Annotated in this window: 23 protein-coding genes; 5 read left to right on the top strand and 18 right to left on the bottom strand. The window is 43.1% G+C overall.

The features are described 5' to 3' along the window. Position 1: 1 nt before the first annotated feature. From CD05_RS20180 to CD05_RS0116595, 6 genes are all read right to left on the bottom strand, one after another. A complete protein-coding gene (locus CD05_RS20180) occupies positions 2 to 919 on the bottom strand; it encodes a hypothetical protein (protein WP_051589097.1) in 918 nt (305 codons plus the stop codon). Between the two features lie 496 nt (positions 920 to 1,415). Continuing rightward, the gene (locus tag CD05_RS0116610; protein ID WP_037323110.1) at positions 1,416 to 2,180 is read right to left on the bottom strand and encodes a nucleotidyltransferase domain-containing protein; all 765 of its coding nucleotides are present in this window, start codon (positions 2,178 to 2,180) and stop codon (positions 1,416 to 1,418) included. Between the two features lies 1 nt (position 2,181). Then, positions 2,182 to 3,318 (bottom strand): hypothetical protein, encoded by a 1,137-nt coding sequence (locus CD05_RS0116605; RefSeq protein WP_028511416.1) that lies wholly within the window; start codon positions 3,316 to 3,318, stop codon positions 2,182 to 2,184. A 248-nt stretch (positions 3,319 to 3,566) separates the two neighbouring features. After that, complete coding sequence (locus CD05_RS21235; RefSeq protein ID WP_242841306.1) at positions 3,567 to 4,091, bottom strand: DUF3387 domain-containing protein; 525 nt, start codon at positions 4,089 to 4,091, stop codon at positions 3,567 to 3,569. A 32-nt stretch (positions 4,092 to 4,123) separates the two neighbouring features. Next, a complete protein-coding gene (locus CD05_RS19230; RefSeq protein ID WP_347495380.1) occupies positions 4,124 to 5,371 on the bottom strand; it encodes a class I SAM-dependent DNA methyltransferase in 1,248 nt (415 codons plus the stop codon). Between the two features lie 170 nt (positions 5,372 to 5,541). After that, positions 5,542 to 5,901 (bottom strand): helix-turn-helix transcriptional regulator, encoded by a 360-nt coding sequence (locus CD05_RS0116595; protein WP_198021607.1) that lies wholly within the window; start codon positions 5,899 to 5,901, stop codon positions 5,542 to 5,544. A gap of 82 nt (positions 5,902 to 5,983) precedes the next feature. Here CD05_RS0116595 and CD05_RS20995 point away from each other — a divergent pair, with 82 nt between their 5' ends. The 4 genes from CD05_RS20995 (at position 5,984) to CD05_RS19225 (ending at position 10,466) form a co-directional block, all read left to right on the top strand. Further along, complete coding sequence (locus CD05_RS20995; protein WP_028511414.1) at positions 5,984 to 6,454, top strand: hypothetical protein; 471 nt, start codon at positions 5,984 to 5,986, stop codon at positions 6,452 to 6,454. Between the two features lie 985 nt (positions 6,455 to 7,439). Next, positions 7,440 to 7,655 carry a plasmid mobilization relaxosome protein MobC gene (gene mobC / locus CD05_RS21230; RefSeq protein WP_242841286.1) on the top strand — a complete coding sequence of 72 codons (216 nt, stop codon included), beginning with the start codon at positions 7,440 to 7,442 and terminating at the stop codon, positions 7,653 to 7,655. Continuing rightward, positions 7,604 to 9,025: a relaxase/mobilization nuclease domain-containing protein gene (locus CD05_RS0116575; RefSeq protein ID WP_347495386.1), complete on the top strand. Its 1,422-nt coding sequence runs from the start codon at positions 7,604 to 7,606 to the stop codon at positions 9,023 to 9,025. The genes mobC and CD05_RS0116575 overlap by 52 nt, the downstream gene beginning before the upstream one ends. Before the next feature lie 145 nt (positions 9,026 to 9,170). Next, on the top strand, positions 9,171 to 10,466 hold the full coding sequence (locus tag CD05_RS19225; protein WP_084262238.1) for a tyrosine-type recombinase/integrase: 1,296 nt from the start codon (positions 9,171 to 9,173) through the stop codon (positions 10,464 to 10,466). A gap of 382 nt (positions 10,467 to 10,848) precedes the next feature. On the opposite strand, the gene CD05_RS19220 is transcribed toward CD05_RS19225, so the two are convergent. The 9 genes from CD05_RS19220 to CD05_RS19210 form a co-directional block, all read right to left on the bottom strand. Further along, the gene (locus CD05_RS19220) at positions 10,849 to 11,532 is read right to left on the bottom strand and encodes an MBL fold metallo-hydrolase (RefSeq protein ID WP_051589096.1); all 684 of its coding nucleotides are present in this window, start codon (positions 11,530 to 11,532) and stop codon (positions 10,849 to 10,851) included. After that, positions 11,533 to 12,189, bottom strand: a complete 657-nt coding sequence (locus tag CD05_RS19215; protein WP_051589095.1) for a DUF6198 family protein — start codon at positions 12,187 to 12,189, stop codon at positions 11,533 to 11,535. It lies immediately after the preceding gene. After that, on the bottom strand, positions 12,179 to 12,421 hold the full coding sequence (locus tag CD05_RS0116555; protein WP_028511411.1) for a hypothetical protein: 243 nt from the start codon (positions 12,419 to 12,421) through the stop codon (positions 12,179 to 12,181). The genes CD05_RS19215 and CD05_RS0116555 overlap by 11 nt, the downstream gene beginning before the upstream one ends. Before the next feature lie 124 nt (positions 12,422 to 12,545). After that, positions 12,546 to 13,931 (bottom strand): site-specific integrase, encoded by a 1,386-nt coding sequence (locus CD05_RS0116550; protein ID WP_028511410.1) that lies wholly within the window; start codon positions 13,929 to 13,931, stop codon positions 12,546 to 12,548. Between the two features lie 318 nt (positions 13,932 to 14,249). Continuing rightward, complete coding sequence (locus CD05_RS0116545; RefSeq protein WP_028511409.1) at positions 14,250 to 14,546, bottom strand: helix-turn-helix domain-containing protein; 297 nt, start codon at positions 14,544 to 14,546, stop codon at positions 14,250 to 14,252. A 26-nt stretch (positions 14,547 to 14,572) separates the two neighbouring features. Continuing rightward, positions 14,573 to 14,818 (bottom strand): HU family DNA-binding protein, encoded by a 246-nt coding sequence (locus CD05_RS0116540; protein ID WP_028511408.1) that lies wholly within the window; start codon positions 14,816 to 14,818, stop codon positions 14,573 to 14,575. Between the two features lie 2 nt (positions 14,819 to 14,820). Next, entirely contained in the window at positions 14,821 to 15,204 is a 384-nt protein-coding gene (locus CD05_RS0116535; protein ID WP_028511407.1) for a hypothetical protein, read from the bottom strand. Continuing rightward, a complete protein-coding gene (locus CD05_RS20775) occupies positions 15,194 to 15,295 on the bottom strand; it encodes a DUF3789 domain-containing protein (protein ID WP_156947537.1) in 102 nt (33 codons plus the stop codon). Before CD05_RS20775 ends, CD05_RS0116535 begins: the two co-directional genes overlap by 11 nt. A gap of 19 nt (positions 15,296 to 15,314) precedes the next feature. Next, the gene (locus tag CD05_RS19210) at positions 15,315 to 15,929 is read right to left on the bottom strand and encodes a CHC2 zinc finger domain-containing protein (protein WP_051589094.1); all 615 of its coding nucleotides are present in this window, start codon (positions 15,927 to 15,929) and stop codon (positions 15,315 to 15,317) included. Between the two features lie 42 nt (positions 15,930 to 15,971). Here CD05_RS19210 and CD05_RS20175 point away from each other — a divergent pair, with 42 nt between their 5' ends. Further along, a complete protein-coding gene (locus tag CD05_RS20175) occupies positions 15,972 to 17,174 on the top strand; it encodes a relaxase/mobilization nuclease domain-containing protein (RefSeq protein ID WP_084262237.1) in 1,203 nt (400 codons plus the stop codon). 47 nt (positions 17,175 to 17,221) lie between these two features. Here CD05_RS20175 and CD05_RS0116515 read toward each other — a convergent pair whose 3' ends face one another. Genes CD05_RS0116515 through CD05_RS0116505 form a run of 3 tightly spaced genes read right to left on the bottom strand, consistent with a single transcriptional unit; the run spans position 17,222 to position 19,153 of the window. Further along, positions 17,222 to 17,515 carry an HD domain-containing phosphohydrolase gene (locus CD05_RS0116515; RefSeq protein WP_028511406.1) on the bottom strand — a complete coding sequence of 98 codons (294 nt, stop codon included), beginning with the start codon at positions 17,513 to 17,515 and terminating at the stop codon, positions 17,222 to 17,224. Between the two features lie 19 nt (positions 17,516 to 17,534). Further along, on the bottom strand, positions 17,535 to 17,726 hold the full coding sequence (locus CD05_RS0116510) for a hypothetical protein (protein ID WP_028511405.1): 192 nt from the start codon (positions 17,724 to 17,726) through the stop codon (positions 17,535 to 17,537). Continuing rightward, positions 17,726 to 19,153 carry a carbon starvation protein A gene (locus CD05_RS0116505; RefSeq protein WP_028511404.1) on the bottom strand — a complete coding sequence of 476 codons (1,428 nt, stop codon included), beginning with the start codon at positions 19,151 to 19,153 and terminating at the stop codon, positions 17,726 to 17,728. Before CD05_RS0116505 ends, CD05_RS0116510 begins: the two co-directional genes overlap by 1 nt. Positions 19,154 to 19,171 lie beyond the last annotated feature (18 nt).

Below are 19,171 nucleotides of genomic sequence, written 5' to 3'. Positions count from 1 at the left end.
ACTATCCTGTTATCTTTATGACCTTTGCGGATCTGTTTTTGACATCATCAGGCATATCTCCGACAGTCCAGCCTTCGCCTGTGCTTTCAACATAGAAATACTTTTTGCCGTCGATCTCAAAATACGATCCGGTTATTGAGTCTTCTCCCATAATGCCGATAGCCACATGGTCATCATAATCAAGCAGACAAGTGCCGAAATTAAGCTCTCTGAGTATTCCGACAAGCAGAATGCTCGTGTCTTCGCAGTCACCTCCGAAATCATACAGCGTTTCAAGAGGATATTTGGGGAACTCTTCTTTTCCAGTCGAATCTATGTCATATACATATTTTATAGCCTGCACAAAGTTGATAGCTTCCAATGCCGTCTGGCTCCCATCATATCCGGCACCGTCAGCAAGATTTTTAAGGCTGTCGGCAATTGATTTGAGTATCTCCCGGTTGTTGCTGTCATCTATGTATTTCTGATAGTCTTTTTCGTCGTAATACCTTGCAAGCGAGTGATAATACTCATACATATATTTATCCAGGTGCATGGTAATGGAAAAGATATGCATCTGATCGTGTGATGTCCATTCAATCTTTACATCTTTATATTCGGGCGTATGTGTCTGCTTATAATCCGGAATGCGGTCGTCCTTGTAAATCTGTACATCTTCCTGCTCGGGAATCTCGACAGTTTTTCTTTTGGCAGTCTTTTTGGTTGTCGTTTTCTTTTTGCGTGTAGTTACTTGTGGTGCAGTTGTTTGCACAGGCTGTTCCGGCTGAACCGGTTGAGTAATCTTTGTCTGTTTATTATCAGAAAAGAATTCTGTTTCAGGCAGGTAATCAAGAAAGCTCTCGTCAGATAGAGTAACTTGTGCATACAGCCCTAAGACCAAGACAAGTAAAACAAGCAGCAGGATAGATCTGTTAGACATTGATCATCATTACCTCCGTTCTGAATAATGCTTTTTGCAGAGTATATTCAGCTAAATATCCCTCGTATATCTGCACCCCTTAGTATAAATTTGAAAATTCCCCCACGCTTTTTTGGTGTTTTTGAAACTTTTTAAAACATCGGAATTTCGGGCATTTCAGAGAAATCAATTCTCGCATCTTTCGTTAAGTTTTTATGACAACAATGAACAAATAAAGAACAAGAATTACGGCATATCTCTTTTCGGGCTTAGTTTCATATTTCAATATCAATTGGATGCTGAAATATGAAACTATTTATTTGTCCGATATTAAGTGCTAATCACACCCGTTATAATCAAATCATTAATGACCTAAAGAAACCGGAGATATAGCGATATGTACTGTATCAGCCCAATAACACTACACCCTTATCAATAAACTCAAAACAGACTAAACTATGAAGCAACCCAAAAACTAATTGGCGTTGATTAGGAATGAATGACATGGCATTGATGATTATAATATCCCTGTCAACTCCAAAAAACAATCATTTAGCTTTCCCCAGTCGGTGTCTTTTTGCTTTGACATATTCAAAAGAACCTCCTCGATCTCGGGAATACTTTTGTCGATGTAGTCGTTTATCTCGCTTATCCTGTCACCCGTGCCAAGCTCAGGGGTGTTCATTTTCAAATCAATTAGCCTGCTTACAACAGGACGCATCTGTTCTTCAAGTTCACATTCCACAAGCTCTGAAAACAGCATGGGCGGCGGCTGACCCTTATCAAGGATATATCTGCACGCAAGCAGAGGTCTTAGCACATAGAAATACTTTTTCAACCTGACTTTGTCGCCCTTTAAATAATCACGATAGTTTGTCTTTGCTGTACTGAGATAATGGTACAGTCCTGCTTTTGGGCTGAAATATTCGTTTATCAAAGCTCTGACCTTTTCCCACTCATCAGAAGACTTATAAACTATCGGCGAGTTGTCCCATTCAAATACAGTAGGATTTGACTTATGCAAAAGCCGCAGCGTTTTCTGAATATCCCAGCCATTTATATCAAGTGTATCATCAAGCTGCCACTCGATGACATCTCTCGTTTTATCAAGACGCAGATAGTATTCTTTTGATCTGACATATATAAACCTGACATCGTAATCGCTGTCCGGCGATGCAAATCCCCACGCCCTGCTGCCTGATTCTATGCAGTGCAGTATCTTTACGTTTTCTTTTTGTTCAATTTCGTTAAGCTTTTGCTTTATTGTGGCTTGTATGGTCATATTATCCCTCTATTTTATAGTATACATTTTTATCATCAAACAGAAGCTGTGTTTCTTTATTAAAAACATCAGATATGTATTCAACAGACTGTCTTATCTCTTTTGAATATTCATTCCTGAGTTCTGAAAAATCTTGCATCAACGATTCATTTCGAGTGTCATTTAATGTGCTGAGTTTTTCTCCAAGCTCGATCAAATTTTCATCTATCTGAGTCTTGCTTACTAACGGCACTTTATTGACCGCTTTTCCAATATGCTTGCTCACAGAAGAACTCTTACCGATCAGATTGCTCTTGAATGACGATTTGTTATAATCCTCTATATAATTAAAGCAATCTGTATATATCTCCTTATATTCAAGCGAATACTTATATATATTATCCGAAACAGCTTTTAAGTAATTGAGGTCAAAATTCTCTTCAAACAACACTTCGAGAAAATATGCAAAAGCACGCATATACAGTGCTAACTGATAATTCTTTAGTGCTGAAATGATTGAATTGTACTTTTTAATAACAGTCTTTCCCTTTTTTAAGAATCCTGATTCTTTCAGTTCGTCTTTGATAAGTGATCTTTGAAGTTCAATGCTTATCTCGGCTTGGCTGCGTATACCCTTACAAGTAGTTAGGCTGCTTTCGATATATCGTGTGTTATTCCATTTGTATTTGTATTCACGGTATACATCATTCATAAAGTTTATGCTGCCTGTTATCTTGGCTTTTTCGGCAGCATCCAATCTTTTTAGTACAGCCTCGCCGATTTGAATACAGTCATTGAGCTTATCGGTAATAGCTGATATCGCAAGTGAAACAATTAGCATCGTAGGATCCATAACAGGAGTTAGTGTGGCTTGGGCACCTACTTGGTTAGTTGTATTATTTAGTGCAGTGCCTAAATAGCCTGTCCCGTCTTTAAATGATGCCAAATGAAATCCCTTTGGAACTTCAACATGATATAAGCCCGAGCCACCATTTCCGACTACTGCTGAAATGTGACCAACAACCGGTTCAAATCCCATTCCTAAGGATGATATTTCTGCTAATGGGAGCGATCTATACTCTTTAAGGTTGACATCATATTTAACAGCAGGAACAATACTTGATTGTGATATGCTTTTTGCAAGTTCATTTGTGTTCATGTTCAGCCTCCTTTTAATTAATACTCTATATCAGGAATCGGCGAGATATCATTATTAAATATTGTTACTAAATCATTGACAACTACCGATTATATCCATTCAGCAAATCCCTTTTCAAACAAAGGTATCATCGGTTATCTGGTTAACGGAAGCAACGGGCATAATATTTTGCTGCACCTGTATGTGTTGTAACGCCAGTTGTCCTTGTAAGCAATATGTATATTCCTAAAGCAAAGCTTAGTCATTAGTTATGCAACTTCTTTGTACCGCACATAAATATATTCGTAAATTCGACGACGATATTCGGAAATGCTTATCTCATCATAGCTCTCCGGCAGTTCAGCCCATAATGTGTCACGAATTAGAGTATCCACAACAGCTTTTGTTTCCTGTTTATCAGTCCAGTGATCAAGTTCCGCTATCTTAGATTTAATCTTTTGGAGTAGATTTGCAGCAACTTCTTTGATTTTTCTGATATCTGATTTTGAAAGATCTTCTCTGAACAGCATATCATAAAGAGACAGCTCTTCATCGCTGGAGAAACCTTCTCGGACATATCGCTGCTCCTCCTGATCAAGACTGTTCGCAAGATCCATCAGATTCATAAAAGTCTTTTCAATGGTGGCTCTGTCCTGTTCACTATTATAATCAGTTATTATTTGTTGATATCGCTCATAAAAATTGATGCGGTTCGGATTAGCTAAAACCATTTTGTCGAGTTTTAGTTGTATCAATTCTTCCAGATCTTTCATTACAAGATTCTTTTTCTTCACCTTGGCAAACTCACGGCGGAGTATATCAAAATCTATTGCGCTAATATCAAAACGACGAGGTTCGTCATCTGCTTGTCCTTGATCTTTTCACTTTTCGCCTTATCAAAAAACCACAGTGAGCAGGGAAGAGATTTGGTGTAGAAGAAATTATTCCCGACTGAGATCATAACATCAACATCGCCTGTCTTGACGAGCTGTTCACGGATATCCTTGTCCTTGCCCTGACTGTCCGTAGCAGAAGAAGCCATAACAAAGCCCGCCCTTCCTTTTTCATTCAGGTAGGAATAAAAATATGATATCCATAGATAATTAGCATTGCCGACCTCTTTATTCTTATTGATCGCAGGCATACCAAACGGAAGCCTTCCCGCACTCTCGCAGGATTCAGCTTTGACCTTATCTACATTAAAGGGCGGATTTGCCATTATATAGTCGCAGCAGTCGTTGAGGTTGTGAGCATCATGATAAAAGGTATTAGCCTCATCACCCGATTTGATAACACCTGTCAGCCCGTGAACGGCGATATTCATAAGGCAGAGCTGAGCATTGTATTCAACCTTTTCCTGACCGTAAAACGTCATGCTGCTGTTTGGATTTGCAACAAAATCACCCGTCTGCACAAACATACCGCCCGAACCGCAGGCGGGGTCAAGCAGTATTCCGCTTTTGGGTTCAAGAATATTGACTATCATTTTTACAAGCGACTTTGGTGTAAAGAACACACCGTCATCAGATGCTATATTCTTAGCAAACTTGTTGAGGAAGTATTCGTATATACGTCCGATAATATCCCCGCCGACCTCATCGAGTGCGCTGTTGTTGAATATGCGCAGAAGCTCCGCCAGCAGTTCATCTGAAAAGTCGGTATAGCTCTTTGGCAAAACACCTGTAAGCTGTTCGCTCTGTTCCTCGATAAGCTGCATAGCATTATTGACAACCTCGCCGAGGCTGTTCATCGTGTGTCCGTCCTTGTTCAATAGACCTGCAGAGGCTATATTTTCAGGCAGATTTACAAGATACTCATATTGTGCCTCTCTCGGCAAGAACAAGGCACTTTTGGCAGCAAAGTCGCTGGCCTCAACAGGCATGACCCGCCCGCCGCGAGAGGGGCGATTTTTCAGTATCTCGGCTTCAACCATCTTAAAACGGCTGTAGGCATAGCGAAGAAAAATCAGTCCCAGCACAGGCATACAGTATTGATTCGATGTAAGTTTAGATCCGGATCGAAGAAGATCGGCAGATTCCCATAGTTCAGTTTCAAGTTTGCGTATATTTATCATTAAGATATTCCCCCTGTTGATAAGGCATTAACCCCTATATATTTTACCACATTTTGCACAAATAGTCAATTGCTCGCAGTTGACTATTTATTTATATTTCACCGAAAACCTATAGGTCTAATAAGTACATAAAAATAAGGCTACTGCATATTAAATGCAATAGCCTTTTATCATTTATTCAAAACATCGCTCATTTTCAGCAGAGCATCTGCTTTTTCATCAGACAGCCTGCGGAAATTCTCGATCAAAAGCCTTTCGTTATGCGAAAGATAAGTACATTCCATATTATCATTAAACAACTCGGCAAGTGAAGAACCAAGTGCGACTGCCAGACGGCTTAGCGTTTCAATTGTAGGCTGCCTTGTACCTTCTTCAATGCCTTTGATATGGTGTCCCGACACTCCCGTAAGCTGTGTAAGGCGGTACATAGACATTTTCTTATCTTCCCTGAGCCCTCGTAGTTTCTTGCCGACTTCCATAAAACCGCCCCTTTCGTTTTGGTTACTATTATTATATACCTTATCGGACAATAAAATAATATCCGTTTGGGCTTGAATATATGGACATTTAGGTATATAATATATGGTAACAAAGGTGAATAGGAGGGCTGCTATGAATATTTACACCGTCAGTTTTTTCGGCCATAGATACATAGAGCGTGGAATTGAGATAGAAAACCGCCTTGACAAGCTCCTGCATAACTTGATAACGCAGAAAGAGTATGTTGACTTCCTGATCGGACGGGACGGAGAATTTGACATTCTTGCTTCCGCAGCAATTAAGAGAGCTATCAATAATTATGCTTACGGCAATACGCATTTTACTCTTGTCTTTCCATATATGAAAGCGGAATACCGTGACAACGAAAAGGAGTACCTTAATTATTATGATGAAGTTGAGGTATACTATAGATCTTCACAAGCACACCCAAAGGCGGCTATACAGATCCGAAACCGCTATATGATAGACCGTTCAGACCTTGTTGTGTGCTGCGTGCAGCATAATAGCGGAGGGGCATATCTTACTCTAAAGTATGCCGAGAAACAGGGCAAGAAGATAATTAACATATCTGACGAACAATAAATACCATGAAAACAGGACGCTGAAGCATTGGAAGGTTCCAGCGTCCTGTTTCTGTTTTATCAAGGTGTTATTTATTGCAATTCTAAATATTCTGTGAACACGCCATGTTTTGCCTTAACTTTTTGCCCAAAATCCTAGGTATAAGTGAAAGGCTATTATTCTCAATGAAAATATATCTTTATCAAACCGCCAGAGCCCTCTTTAATCAAAATGCTGTACAAGTCACACATTTTCTGCTATGCTGTTTTGTTGAATACAGAGAATTTGTATGGTGATAGCGAAATATTACTTAAAAATATGCTGCATTATGTAGTGTCTTATGAAGGGTAGTTTCACTATGTCACGATACAGGACAAGTGCATTTAATCAAAGGGAGTATGTCACCGCAGCTATATGCAAACCATACATTTTTCGCAGGGCAGATTTGTTTAATACAGAGATAATTATTACAATTACTCCGAGACCGCTTATAAAATCGGCTCATAGTGTCGGTACTTTTGAAAGGCAGTTTAATGTCAGCTGCATACGCAGCGAAAAAGTCAGATCAGACAACAGCCCATACGGGCTTATCAATAATTCAGGAGGTGTTTCCAATGGTCGCTTAAAAGAAATGTCTAAATGCAATAATCATTTTGCAGCCCTATCGGGCAACGGTGAAAACGATCAAAATATCATTTTTATCACCGAATTTTTAACTCGCATTTAGCAAGCATAGATTTTTCCGTACACCGAAAAAATCCGTATTCCGATTTTGCGACACCCCCGCAAAATCGCTGTTTAGGGAACCCGTCACCCTAAACCGAAAGCCCCTTATTCAAGGGATAACTAATGAAGCAACAAAAAGAAAGGATGGATAATTATAGCAAGAAAATACAAACGAGTAAAGCGCAAGGAGCTGACATTCGACCTGCCGGATTGGAAGAAAATCGAACTCAGGGCTGAGGCGTGCCATACCGATACGACGAAGTATCTCCGCACGATGATATTGGAAAAGCAGCCAGTCTTTTACGATATGAAAGAGATCGCACCTCTTATAAACGGAATGCGCATTATCTCCCGTAATATCAATCAGCTTGCAAAGAAAGCGAATGAAACGAATAACATCTACGCAGAGGATGTTGAGATCTTACGAAAGGAGGTGAGCGAGCTATCCCGTACTGTAAATGTATCGCTATCCACACTACTGTCGAGAAAAGTCTGAGGTACATACTTGACCCCGACAAAACCGAATCGCTGCTCTACACGACCTCCATAAACTGTATAACGGATGCTGAATCGGCCTGCGATCAGATGGGGCTCGTTTACAACCAATCCGCTCGTGACCACTTCGATAGCCCTCCGCCTTTGGAGGGTAAGGGCTCGGTGAAGGCGATACATTACATACAGTCATTTTCGCCGGATGACAACGTCACGCCGGAGCTTGCCCATAAGATCGCAATGACGATGGTCCGCAAAAACTTTGGTGATGATGCTCAGGCGGTCATCGCAACTCACGTTGATAAAGATCACTTGCATTCGCATATTATAATCTGTTCCTATTCGCTGTCAGGTCAGAAATATTATGCTAATAAGGAATCCCTGCGACAGTTCCGACAAAACTCGGACGGAGTGTGCAAGGCGTTTGGTATTGAAATTCACCCGAACCTCGAAGGCAAGGGGAGGTCTGTTGATCATTATGAATGGGAACAGCGCAAGAAAGGCACCTCGTGGAAAGAGCAGATTAGGCAGATAATCAAGGAGCTGATAGGGTCAGTGAATTCACTTGATGAACTATTGCAGGCTCTTGAAGAACGTGACTATGAAGTCAAGCGTGGGAAGTACATCTCGATAAAAGCACCGGGACAGGAACGGTTCGTCCGCACTAAAACGCTCGGAGAGGAGTACACCGAAGAAAGCCTTAATACTCGCATATTATATAAAGATATAGGGGCTGGGTCAACACCTATGCAGGACGAGCCGTCGCAGTTAAGGGCTGCTTATGTTGCTGTTATCGGTGATATTCGCATACTTGCAGAGCAGCGAAAAAAGGTGCCTCGCAAGCGGATCATTACTGCGGAATACTCCGCCGATAATGATCTTGATGTGTATAAGCTCTCGGCGCAGCTATCAGTTATCAACAAAAACAATATCAGTTCTATCGGTGAGCTGGAGGGACAAGTCTCTCGCCGTAAAGATTTCTATGATAAGCAAAGGGGCGAAATAAACGACCTTATCGAAGAACACAACCGCCTTGTGTCCCTATGGGAACAGGTTCAGGAGTTTTATGAGCTGTCAAAGAAGGATGAGTTGTCCGATACCGATAAGCTGCGAAAGGCTGTTTGCAAACAGGCAATGGAAAGAAATGATATTCTGAACTCAGCAGATGTTGACACCCTGCGCAGGAACTTGAACAGTTTATCCAAGAGAATAAGCGGTATGAAGGAGAGTCTTGGAAAATGTCGTCAACAGTATGAGGTGTACTCCGACATAAGAGATACATATTATAAAATCTCAAAGGGTGATTACCTTAGCAACCTTGTGGAGGAAGAATGCAAGCGCAGAGAACAGACAAAGAAGAAACTAAAAAGATAAATCGTAGAACAATTTGTGTCGGCAACCCTTGTACATAAAATCCTAACAGATTTAACGCAACTTTCGCTTGCTTTAAAGTGTGCTATCTGTTATGATTTAAGTGTACAAGGGTATGCCAAATACACATCTCAAAGGAGGAGATAAAATGGCTACCATAAGAAAAAGGGGTAATACATACCAGATCCGCGTTTCCTGCGGCTATGATGTTAACGGAGATCAGGTCATTGAGACTATGACATGGAAGCCCGATGAGGGGATGTCAAAAAAGCAGATCGAAAAAGAACTGAACCGTCAAGCGGTGATGTTTGAGGAAGATGTCATGGGCGGACAGGTGACCATGACCAAAAAGTTTCAGACCTTTGCCGAGGAATGGTTCAAGGAGTATGCGGAGATCAAACTGAAAACTCAGACGCTGCGCAATTATCATAATCTTGAAAAGCGTACTTATGAGGCAATAGGCCACCTGCGCATGGACAAGATCACGCCCCGGACGATACAGAAGTTTGTCAGCGACCTTTGCAGAACCAAGAAATACAATTCCAAAGGAGAAGAAACCGGAACGCTGTCACCCAAAACAGTCAAGCATTATATTTACTTCGTTTCAAGCGTTTTCGATTATGCCGTCAGAATGCAGCTTGTAAAAGACAACCCCTGCCGGAACATAACGCTCCCGACGCAGGAGGACAAAGAACGTGACATTTATACTCTCGAAGAGGTGCAAAAAATGCTCTCCCTTTTTGAAAAGGAGAGCGAGGCGAATTATAAATACACTATATTCTTTACTCTTGCAGCATTCACCGGACTCAGGCGAGGCGAGCTTCTCGGACTTGAATGGAAAGATTTTGACTGGGACACCCGCCTTATGAAAGTAGTCAGGACATCGGAATGGACAAAGGAAAAGGGCATTTATACAGATACCCCTAAAACAAAATCAAGTCGAAGAGTCCTGAAACTGCCGTCTGATCTCTGTACAAAGCTGAAAGAATACAAGCAATGGCAGGACAACTACAAAGCAAGCATAGGGAATAAGTGGGTAGAAAATGACAGACTATTCACCAAGTGGAATGGTGAGCCTATGGGTATGCGCTCGCCATACAAATACTATGAAAAGTTCTGCAAGCGCACAGGGATGCGGTTCGTTAACATTCATTCTTTCCGGCATTTCAATGCTACGGCTATGATCCTAAACGGCATAGATGTCAAGACCGTGCAAACGTGTTTGGGCCACAATGATGCGAACACAACGCTTTCTATATATGCTCATTCATTCCAGGAAGCTCAGGCTCATGCTATGGACAGTGTTGCGAACAGCATCTACGGGAAAATCAATCCGACAAATATTCAGTCAGAACAGAGCGACGCAAACTGCGTAAAACAACGTTTTCAGATCAAAGTCACAACAAATAAAGGACAAGTAAAGGACAACACAGAAAATGCGTAAAAGCAAAATCTCGCAAACCACGTATTTACGTGATTTGCGAGATCATGATCTGGCAGGGGCAGAAGGGATCGAACCCTCGGCACGCGGTTTTGGTGTTGAGAACATCTGTTCGATTATCTTTTCTTAGCCTCTTGAAAATGCCGATTTTACGGGGGTTTTGCGAACCAACTTGTTATAGCTTGATGTATGTTTTTGTCTCTTTTTGCGATTTTGGTTGTCAAATAGTTGTCAAAAATCCAACCGCAGCCCAAGTTATAACAACTTATAGTATATAAAATCTTAAACCGGTCCTCATATACAGTCCAAAGATGATTTACCTCTACAATTATTAGATCAAGCAGTTGTCCGGTTGTCAAAACGCAAATTCATATTTTTGCATATTCTATTCATCGCACAACAGCACCGCTTCACCGATATTGTAAGCTGCCACTTTGTGACCGAACATCTCAAGAGGTTCCGCTGTCACCTCTCCCCTCTCGACACGCTCGGCACCCTCTATCAGCTTGGGGATTATTTCTTTGCTGACGGGGCAGGTGCCGTGACATGGGTATATCTCGGTGATCTCATTATTGAACGTCATCAGCCGTTTCAGACTGAGAATATATGCCGAAAGCTCACGCATAGGTCCGAACATAAAGATTTTTCCGTCCTGCACGGGATCACCGCTGAAAAGCATACCGCTGTTCATATCAAGCAGAGCAGTACTACCGGGAGTATGACCGGGCAGATGTATCGCTTTGAGAGGTCTGCCGCCTATGTCGATAATGTCACCGTCGTACACCGGGATAATGCTTTGCGAGGTATGGGACTTACGGTAGTTGACAAGCTCGGCGGGGTTCATCATCACTTCAATGAATTCCTCATTGCTGCCGATATGGTCAGGGTCGGTGTGGGTGTTAAAAAGCTTTACGGGCAGCGTTGTCACCTGTGCTGCAAGTTCCTTTGCATTTCGTACCTGCATACCGCTGTCAAGCATGAGTGCGTAGTCCGCCCCGATCAGCAGGAAGAACCGCACGCCCTTGTCCTCGTATCTGTATGTTGTATCGTTTATTTTTATCCAATCCATTTAACGCTCACCTTTTCTCTCAGTCAACTTGTCAAACAGCTTGTTATATACCTTTATAATGCTCCCCACTGCAAAAGCTGCAATAATACTGCCCTCACGAACGCCTTGCAGCTTTCCGAGAAATACAAGGCAAATGACAGCAGAAAGAGCAATATACAAAATGTCAAAAAGTATCTTTATATTCTCATACCGCCTGCCTGTCACCTTGCTTATCGCTCTGTTCATAGCCTCGCCCGGCAGCATAGCCACACCGCCTTTGAACTGTACCCATATACCGAGGGCAAGTATCACACAGCCCAGCAGCATAAAAACAAACTGCATAGGATAGCCGCTGACAGTTATTCCTCTTATCAGCCAGACGGAAAGGTTTGTCAGATAACCATACACAAACGCAAGAACTGTTTGCACAGCGATCTCCGCATAATTGCACTTGCCTTTGAGCACAGCGACTTGTGTTATTATCTGTATAACGCTTAACAGGTTGAGCCAGCCCCCGAAGGTCAGCAGCTTGCTAACCAGCGAGACCGAATACGGTACTGATGCAACAGGTGATGTACCAAGCCCTGCTTTTGTTGAAAACGCAACGCCCATAGAAGCTATGAACAACCCTATCAGAAACAGAGCATAGCCTCTGATTAAGTCTTTCTTATTCTGCATTGTTCACGAATCTTTCTATGACCTGCATTATCTCATCAAGCCGCTTCTCACCTATACCATTTATACTACCGATAGCCTTACGCAGTTCATCAAGGTCAACACTTGCAGTTTCTACACTCTCAGCACCTTGCTTGTATATATTGGTGAGAACAGTCTGCATTTTCTCACGATTCATATTCTTGAACTCTTTGTAGAGATTTCTGGATAGTTCAAAGCCTTTTTCTGCTGCCATAAGTGATCTCCTGTTCTAATCATTTCGTATTATTTACGCATATATTATACCACACTCCTCAAAGTTTTTCAACTGATAATGAACAGCCTGCAAGCATTTCTCCTTTGCTTGCAGGCTGTTATTTTTATGCTTCCTTTTTCAAGCTGTCCGCACTCGGCAGGGGCAGAATATTGTGCAAAGTTTCCGCAGCCTGAGCCTCGGCACTTTGTATCGCATGAATGTATATCCTGCTCGTTGTTGCCGACGTTGAATGTCCTAACCGCTGTGCGACCGCCGAGATCGGTGTATGTGCCGCAAGCAAAAGTGTCGCACAGGTGTGACGCAGGGAATGCAGGCAAATGTCCGGCAGATCGTTCTCCGCCACAAACTTATAAAACCACTTGGTAACAGTCCCCGGATTGATCGGCTTGCCGCAGTCTGTTGTTATCACTCTGCCGCTGTTATGCCACTGTGAGCCCAGCTCTGCCGCCTTTTCCTCCTGCCACCGCTTATGGTACTGAAGCAGCATAGCCAAGTCGCTGTCAATGTGAATAACTCGCTTTGATGATATTGTCTTGGGTGTGCTCTCGAACACTCCCTTTTCGGGAAGATAAAGGCTGCTCCGCATAATGTGTATCAGGTTCTTGTCAAAATCTATGTCCTGCCATTCAAGACCGCAAGCCTCTCCACGGCGCATACCGGTCAGCAATAATAAAGGTATAAGCACATCAAAGGGCTTGTCTGCCTTTTGGTTGACCTTGACAAGAAGCTGCATAGCCTGTTCTTCATCAAGGTATCTTGCTTCCTTCTGCTGAACTCTCGGTGCTCTCACCCTTGAACAAGGGTTTACTATTATCAGCCCGTCATAGACTGCGTTATGTAATATATCCGAAAGCACTCTATGATGATGAAGTATTGTCCTTGCCGAAAGCTGCTTTTCAAGCGGTATGAACAGATCTTCCAAAGGAAACCTTAGTGCCTTTGAAACAGCCTTAGCGTTTTTCTCATTGAGATTTCTGCCTGCTCTGATCGAATCCGTAGCTGTCACTCCTATGCCGCATTTCTCTGCAAATTCCGGTCGGGTATAGTCTTTTCTGCAAATCTCTCTGCACAGTTCAGTTGGCTTATACTTTATATCCTCCCTCTTTTCCTCATAGAGATCATCATAGAAAGCATAGATAGCACCGGGCTGAATATTCTCCAGCCGGTAGTGTCCAAGAGCAGGCAGTATCCTTTTTAGCATACCCTTATACCGTGTGTATGTGGTAGGCTCGACCTCCTTCTCCTTACGCTTTAACCAATAGTTCTCAACGTATTCGGAAAGCCTCATCTTGCTGTCAAGGCTCTGCCCGTTCTTGAATTTCTTTTCAAAATCCGCAGCGACTATGCTCAGTTCCTTGTTTATCGCTCTTACTCCCATATCGGGGTCGGGCTTCCAAGTCATAGTATGTGCAATTTTCTTACCGTTTGCGTCATAACCGCTGCTGACAGTTATCTGATAACTGTTGCCTCTTTTTCTGACGTTAGCCATCAAAATTCCTCCATTCTAATGAAATTGTCAAATACCTCTTGACCCGAATGAAGAAATATGATACAATTATCTTGCTACAGTTCGTATCACTTTCTCCATTCGGGAAAGGTTCGGGCTATCTGCTCCGGGTGTTCAGAGTGTTCGCAGCACTCTGCACTCGGAGCAGCTTTATTTTAGCAAATTTACTTTCACGATTTAACGTGCTAAATTCACTATATTCATTATATATTATATCGGACCGCAAGTCAAGAGGTCTTTTTGAAAGTCACTCAATTTCTACGAATCGAACAAAGGTGCGGTTTGATAATTGGTGACTTTTTACTCAGTCATTTTATTGATACACTCATAGAGATCGGACTTTTTGATAAGAATCTTGCCTCGTTCTCCCCTGCCGCTTCTTATGTGCGGTAGCTTATCCTGTTTAACAAGCTGTCTAACGGTGTTCTCGGTCAGCCCCTTGATCTGCTCGGCACATTCCTTGACGGTCAGCATTTCAAGGGGCTCGGTTTCTTTCTTTTCTTCCGCAGCCCCTGCTGTATTCTCGTCCTGCTCAATAAGCTCCTTGAGCAGTTCTGTAATAGCATCAACTATTTCTCTTTTTCTTCTGTCTGCCATTAAGTGTTCTCCCTTCATCATTATACTCAGACTATCCCCTCCCCCGCAGTTATAGCCTGCTTCAGCGACTTGGCGGAGCAAAGCATAGCAGTCTTGTTGCCCTCCAGATCGGTGACGACCGTAAACTTCCCGAAGCTACCTATCTTTACTTCTACGCCTTCGGCAAGGAGCTGCCTTATGGTGTCCATAACCGTATTTATGTAGCGATAAGCTGTCTGCTCGGAGATACCCTTGCGTTCTGCCAGTTCTCTTGTAAATTCTTTTGTATCCATTATCATTCTCCCCTTTCCCTTGTCAGTTCCCTTCTGATGAAGGTTATGTATCTTCTCCGCTTACCGCCTATCCGTTTCTCGGGACGGTATCTAACATCCTTTCTCATTACCCAGCCGACCTTGATGAGGTTAGCTCTGAACAGAGTATTCAGCACAGTACGGATATTGATGCGGGGCTTTTCGAGCCTTGTGAGGAAGTCATCAAACAAACCGACTATCACCGACGGTATGATGTAGATGTAATTATCATCATAATAGCCGAGCAGCGTTTTTGTCGGATCATTCTTGTAGAACTCACCTACCGGCAGCAGATAGGTATTCTTGTCAGCAACAAAGTCCTTGAGCAGATACATAAAAACCTCAGTATCTCTGTTCTCAAACCTCATACTCGTCACCCCACTTGCCGACAGCAAGTATCGCTGCGGTAAAGAAACCGATTGTCCCACCGACCATTATTCCAATCATAAACTTTATCATTTTTATTAGTCCTCCATTATTATACAGCACGTTTAGGTGCTTTCCGGCTGACGGCATCAAGCTCGTCCAGCCTCTTTTTTATTCTTTTGGGATACTCCCTGTCTGTTTCATAGAAATTCCGTTTATCTTGTTCAGAGCCAAAGAGCAAAGTTTCAACACAATGCTCGACATATGCCTTATTGTGTATGCTTTCAAGATAGCGGTCATTGACCTTATCTATCGGGCTGCGTGGATCGTATATTCTCTCCCAATACGCTAAAAGCTTTTTGTATTCAATAAGCGTATGCACTGATTCATTAATCCACTGCTTGAACTCATCATTCTTTCTTGGTCTTGGCATAACGGGTTTGGCGATTTCCCCTGTTTCAAGTCCAAGTCCGAAATCCTTGTTTATCTGCTTGGCAGCTTCAATGTTTGAAAGCCCGTAAAGCTTCTGAACGAAGTCAACGTGATCTCCGTGCTCACCACAGCCGAAGCAGTGGTAATGATCTTCATAGACTTTGAAAGAAGGGTGCCTCTCATTGTGGAACGGGCAGCAGGCGAAACCGCCCCTATCCATCTCCAAGCCATAATACCTTACAAGCTCTTTTAGATTCACCCTATCCTTAATGTCCTGAAAAATATTTGATGTCATATCAGCCTCCTGACTATAATTTGATTTGACAGAGTGATCTTAATGGCGTACCGAAAAAAATGTGGCGATATTTTTTATCGGAAGATCGATCTCTCTCATAAGATAGCAAAAGCTTTTGTGAGAAAAAACTTTGGTGATGAAGTTCAAGCGGTCATAGCTACGCACGTTGACGCTTCGCACGTCCATAATCATATGATAATAAATTCTTACTCGCTTTCGGGACAAAAGTATTATGCCAACCGCAGCTCTTTACGCCAAGCGAGGGAAACCACCAACGGAGTATGCCGAGCTTTTGGAGTTACTCCCGCACTCAATTTTGAAAATAAAGGGCGCTCGGTCAGCTACTATGAATGGAATCAGAACAAGAAAGGCACTTCGTGGAAAGAACAAATTAGGCAGGAGATCGACAAGCTGATACCCTCGGTCAACTCGCTTGATGAGTTATTGCAGGTGCTTGAAGAACGTGGATATGAGGTCAAGCGTGGGAAGTACATATCCGTGAAAGCCCCTGGACAACAGAGATTTGTCAGAACTAAAACTCTCGGTGAGGAATACACCGAGGATAGTCTTAAAACTCGTATTATCTATCGGGAAGTGGGTGCCGGAACTACGCCCGAGATTGACAACAAATCACAGCTAAGGGCTGACTATGCTGCGATACTCTCTGATGTCCGAATACTTGCCGTCCAGCAGAAGAAAGTGCCTCGCAAGCAAATTATCACAGCGGAATACTCCGTCGAAAATGATCTTGATGTTTACAGGCTGTCTGCACAGCTATCTGTTATCAACAAAGATAATATCCGTTCTATCGGTGACTTGGAGGGCAGGATCACAAAGTTGCGAATCGAATACGAAAAGCAGCGACAGGACATAAATGAGCATATTGAGGAATACAACCGAATGGTGAGCCTGCTTGAACAGGCACAGCTTTTTAAGGATTTATCAGCTAAGGGCAAGCTATCGGACGCTGAGCAGCTACAGCACACAGTTTGCAGGCAGACTTTGAATCAGAATGATATTCACTCCCCTGCTGATGTGGACAGTATGCGTGAAAAGGCTCGGCATTTGGGCATAAAAATATCAGCCCTCAAGGAAAACCTTGAAGGCTGTAGGAAAAGGTATGATGTTTACTCGGATATTTTTAAGACTTATGGGGAGATATCCAGAGGTGACTATATCTCTAATTTGGTGGAAGAAGAAAAGCGGCGGAGGGAGAAGGATACGAAGAAAAAAAGAAAGCTATAAATTATTCTTTATTATCCTTCGAGGTTTTGAAAACAAAATCTTCCACCCTATATCGACGATACCTCTATAAAAGGTGCAATATTTATCTTTTTAAGTATACCCGCACCGATAGCAGGGTGAGTTTTTATTACCGCAAACTCCTCATCGGTTAGCCCGCCGTCCTTATTTATTATATTGTCCGGAATGCCTATTTTGCCGACATCGTGCAGAAGCCCTGCAAGGTAAATGTCACGGCACTCGCTGTCTGTCTTGGTTTTGACAAAGTCGGTAAGATACCAGTTGAACGAGAGGATTATCATCAGCGGACAGAGGAAGGTCACAAAATTGCATATCCTGACCATATGATATCCGAGGTCGCTTTCATCGCCCCTGTATATGTAGGCATATCGGTTCTGCTATCATTAGCAGAGTAGCAAATATGCCCATAATAAGCAGCGACACTTTTTTGATCCTCGTTGTTTTCGATACAAGTCCGCAGATAGTGACTGCAAAGCAGATTCCTGCAAGCACAAGCATAAGATCAAGCTGGTGTTCTCTTAAAGAATCTATCATTACTGCTCGCCTTTCGATTTCGTGTTCCTGATTTCAAAATAGATATACAAACAGAATAGCAGACCAGCAAATAAAGCCCCGGCAACGTAGGAGACGCTTGCCGGAAGGGAAAAGCCTTCCTTTGCCATAAGTATATATGTCAGGCTGACCGCAGACATAAATGTGGCAGGCAGTGCAGTTATCAGGGAGTAATAATTCTTCTTTGCGTGTTTAAGGAGATATGAGGTCGCTACCCAAAGGGAGATCATTGCAAGGGTCTGATTGCTCCACGAGAAATATCTCCACAGAACATTGAAATCAAGCTGTGTGAGGATAGCTCCCGCACCGAGCAGGGGAATAGTAAGCAGCAGTCTGCCTTTGAATTTCTTCTGCTCCAAGCCTGTCCATTCGGCTAATATCAGCCTTGCGCTTCTGAATGCGGTGTCGCCTGATGTGATCGGGCAGATCACCACGCCGATGATGGCAAGTATGCCGCCGACACTGCCCAGCATGGTCTTGCATATCTCATAGACTGTAGATGACTGACCGTTGGTACTCAGAGCCTCGTTCAGAAGCTCAGTGCCGCCGTAGAAAGCAACGCCTGCCGCTGCCCATACCAGAGCTATGACAGATTCGATTATCATAGCGCCGTAAAAGACCTTTCTGCCTTCCTTTTCCGATGTGATGCATTTTGCCATCATGGGAGACTGTGTTGCGTGAAAGCCCGAAATAGCTCCGCAGGCAACAGTCACAAACATAAAAGGCCATATCGGGAGATCATCGGGGTGCAGGTCGGCAAAGGTTATCTCGGGTATCGTGTAATCGGGCAGGAAGAACAGCCCGCCTGCAATGCTGACCGCCATTACGATCAGCACAATGCCAAACACCGGGTAGAGTCTGCCGATTATCTTATCTATCGGCATAAGTGTGGCAAGCAGATAGTAGATCAGTATAACGATTATCCAGAAGCCCTTTGAAAGCACATCGGGTGTAAGACCGGCGATAAGCTCCGCAGGACTTGTAACAAATACCGTGCCTGTCAGCAGCAGAAGCAATACCGAAAAGATGCGCATGATATACAGTGCGGGCTTGCCGAGATATTTGCCCGAAAGCTCCGCTATAGATGCGCCCTTGTTTCTTTCCGAGATCATACCGCTCATATAATCGTGTACCGCACCGCCGAGTATCGAGCCGAACACGATCCACAGAAATACCACAGGTCCGAAGCAGGCGCCCATAAGCGCACCGAAGATAGGTCCTGTTCCTGCAATGTTCAGAAGCTGTATCAAGACAGCTTTGTGTGTTTTCACCGGCATAAAGTCCACGCCGTCGTTATCTGTGATCGCAGGGGTCTGACGGTCATCGGGGGCAAATACCTTTTCCGCCAGTCTGCCGTAAAGAGTATACCCCAGCACCAGCACGGCAAGCGCCGATATAAATGAGATCATTTTACATTCTCCTCGTTT

Origin of the sequence: Ruminococcus sp. NK3A76, from assembly GCF_000686125.1 — a bacterium.
GTDB lineage: Bacteria > Bacillota > Clostridia > Oscillospirales > Ruminococcaceae > NK3A76.
This window is presented reverse-complemented; position numbering and strand designations above follow the sequence as displayed.

What these genes read in the sequence shown, in the direction of transcription:
- CD05_RS20180 (WP_051589097.1), bottom strand. Translation starts at nt 919, where the DNA reads ATGTCTAACAGATCTATCCTGCTGCTTGTTTTACTTGTCTTGGTCTTA.
- CD05_RS0116610 (WP_037323110.1), bottom strand. Translation starts at nt 2,180, where the DNA reads ATGACCATACAAGCCACAATAAAGCAAAAGCTTAACGAAATTGAACAA.
- CD05_RS0116605 (WP_028511416.1), bottom strand. Translation starts at nt 3,318, where the DNA reads ATGAACACAAATGAACTTGCAAAAAGCATATCACAATCAAGTATTGTT.
- CD05_RS19230 (WP_347495380.1), bottom strand. Translation starts at nt 5,371, where the DNA reads ATGATAAATATACGCAAACTTGAAACTGAACTATGGGAATCTGCCGAT.
- CD05_RS20995 (WP_028511414.1), top strand. Translation starts at nt 5,984, where the DNA reads ATGAATATTTACACCGTCAGTTTTTTCGGCCATAGATACATAGAGCGT.
- CD05_RS19225 (WP_084262238.1), top strand. Translation starts at nt 9,171, where the DNA reads ATGGCTACCATAAGAAAAAGGGGTAATACATACCAGATCCGCGTTTCC.
- CD05_RS19220 (WP_051589096.1), bottom strand. Translation starts at nt 11,532, where the DNA reads ATGGATTGGATAAAAATAAACGATACAACATACAGATACGAGGACAAG.
- CD05_RS19215 (WP_051589095.1), bottom strand. Translation starts at nt 12,189, where the DNA reads ATGCAGAATAAGAAAGACTTAATCAGAGGCTATGCTCTGTTTCTGATA.
- CD05_RS0116555 (WP_028511411.1), bottom strand. Translation starts at nt 12,421, where the DNA reads ATGGCAGCAGAAAAAGGCTTTGAACTATCCAGAAATCTCTACAAAGAG.
- CD05_RS0116550 (WP_028511410.1), bottom strand. Translation starts at nt 13,931, where the DNA reads ATGGCTAACGTCAGAAAAAGAGGCAACAGTTATCAGATAACTGTCAGC.
- CD05_RS0116545 (WP_028511409.1), bottom strand. Translation starts at nt 14,546, where the DNA reads ATGGCAGACAGAAGAAAAAGAGAAATAGTTGATGCTATTACAGAACTG.
- CD05_RS0116540 (WP_028511408.1), bottom strand. Translation starts at nt 14,818, where the DNA reads ATGGATACAAAAGAATTTACAAGAGAACTGGCAGAACGCAAGGGTATC.
- CD05_RS0116535 (WP_028511407.1), bottom strand. Translation starts at nt 15,204, where the DNA reads ATGAGGTTTGAGAACAGAGATACTGAGGTTTTTATGTATCTGCTCAAG.
- CD05_RS20775 (WP_156947537.1), bottom strand. Translation starts at nt 15,295, where the DNA reads ATGATAAAGTTTATGATTGGAATAATGGTCGGTGGGACAATCGGTTTC.
- CD05_RS19210 (WP_051589094.1), bottom strand. Translation starts at nt 15,929, where the DNA reads ATGACATCAAATATTTTTCAGGACATTAAGGATAGGGTGAATCTAAAA.
- CD05_RS20175 (WP_084262237.1), top strand. Translation starts at nt 15,972, where the DNA reads ATGGCGTACCGAAAAAAATGTGGCGATATTTTTTATCGGAAGATCGAT.
- CD05_RS0116515 (WP_028511406.1), bottom strand. Translation starts at nt 17,515, where the DNA reads ATGGTCAGGATATGCAATTTTGTGACCTTCCTCTGTCCGCTGATGATA.
- CD05_RS0116510 (WP_028511405.1), bottom strand. Translation starts at nt 17,726, where the DNA reads ATGATAGATTCTTTAAGAGAACACCAGCTTGATCTTATGCTTGTGCTT.
- CD05_RS0116505 (WP_028511404.1), bottom strand. Translation starts at nt 19,153, where the DNA reads ATGATCTCATTTATATCGGCGCTTGCCGTGCTGGTGCTGGGGTATACT.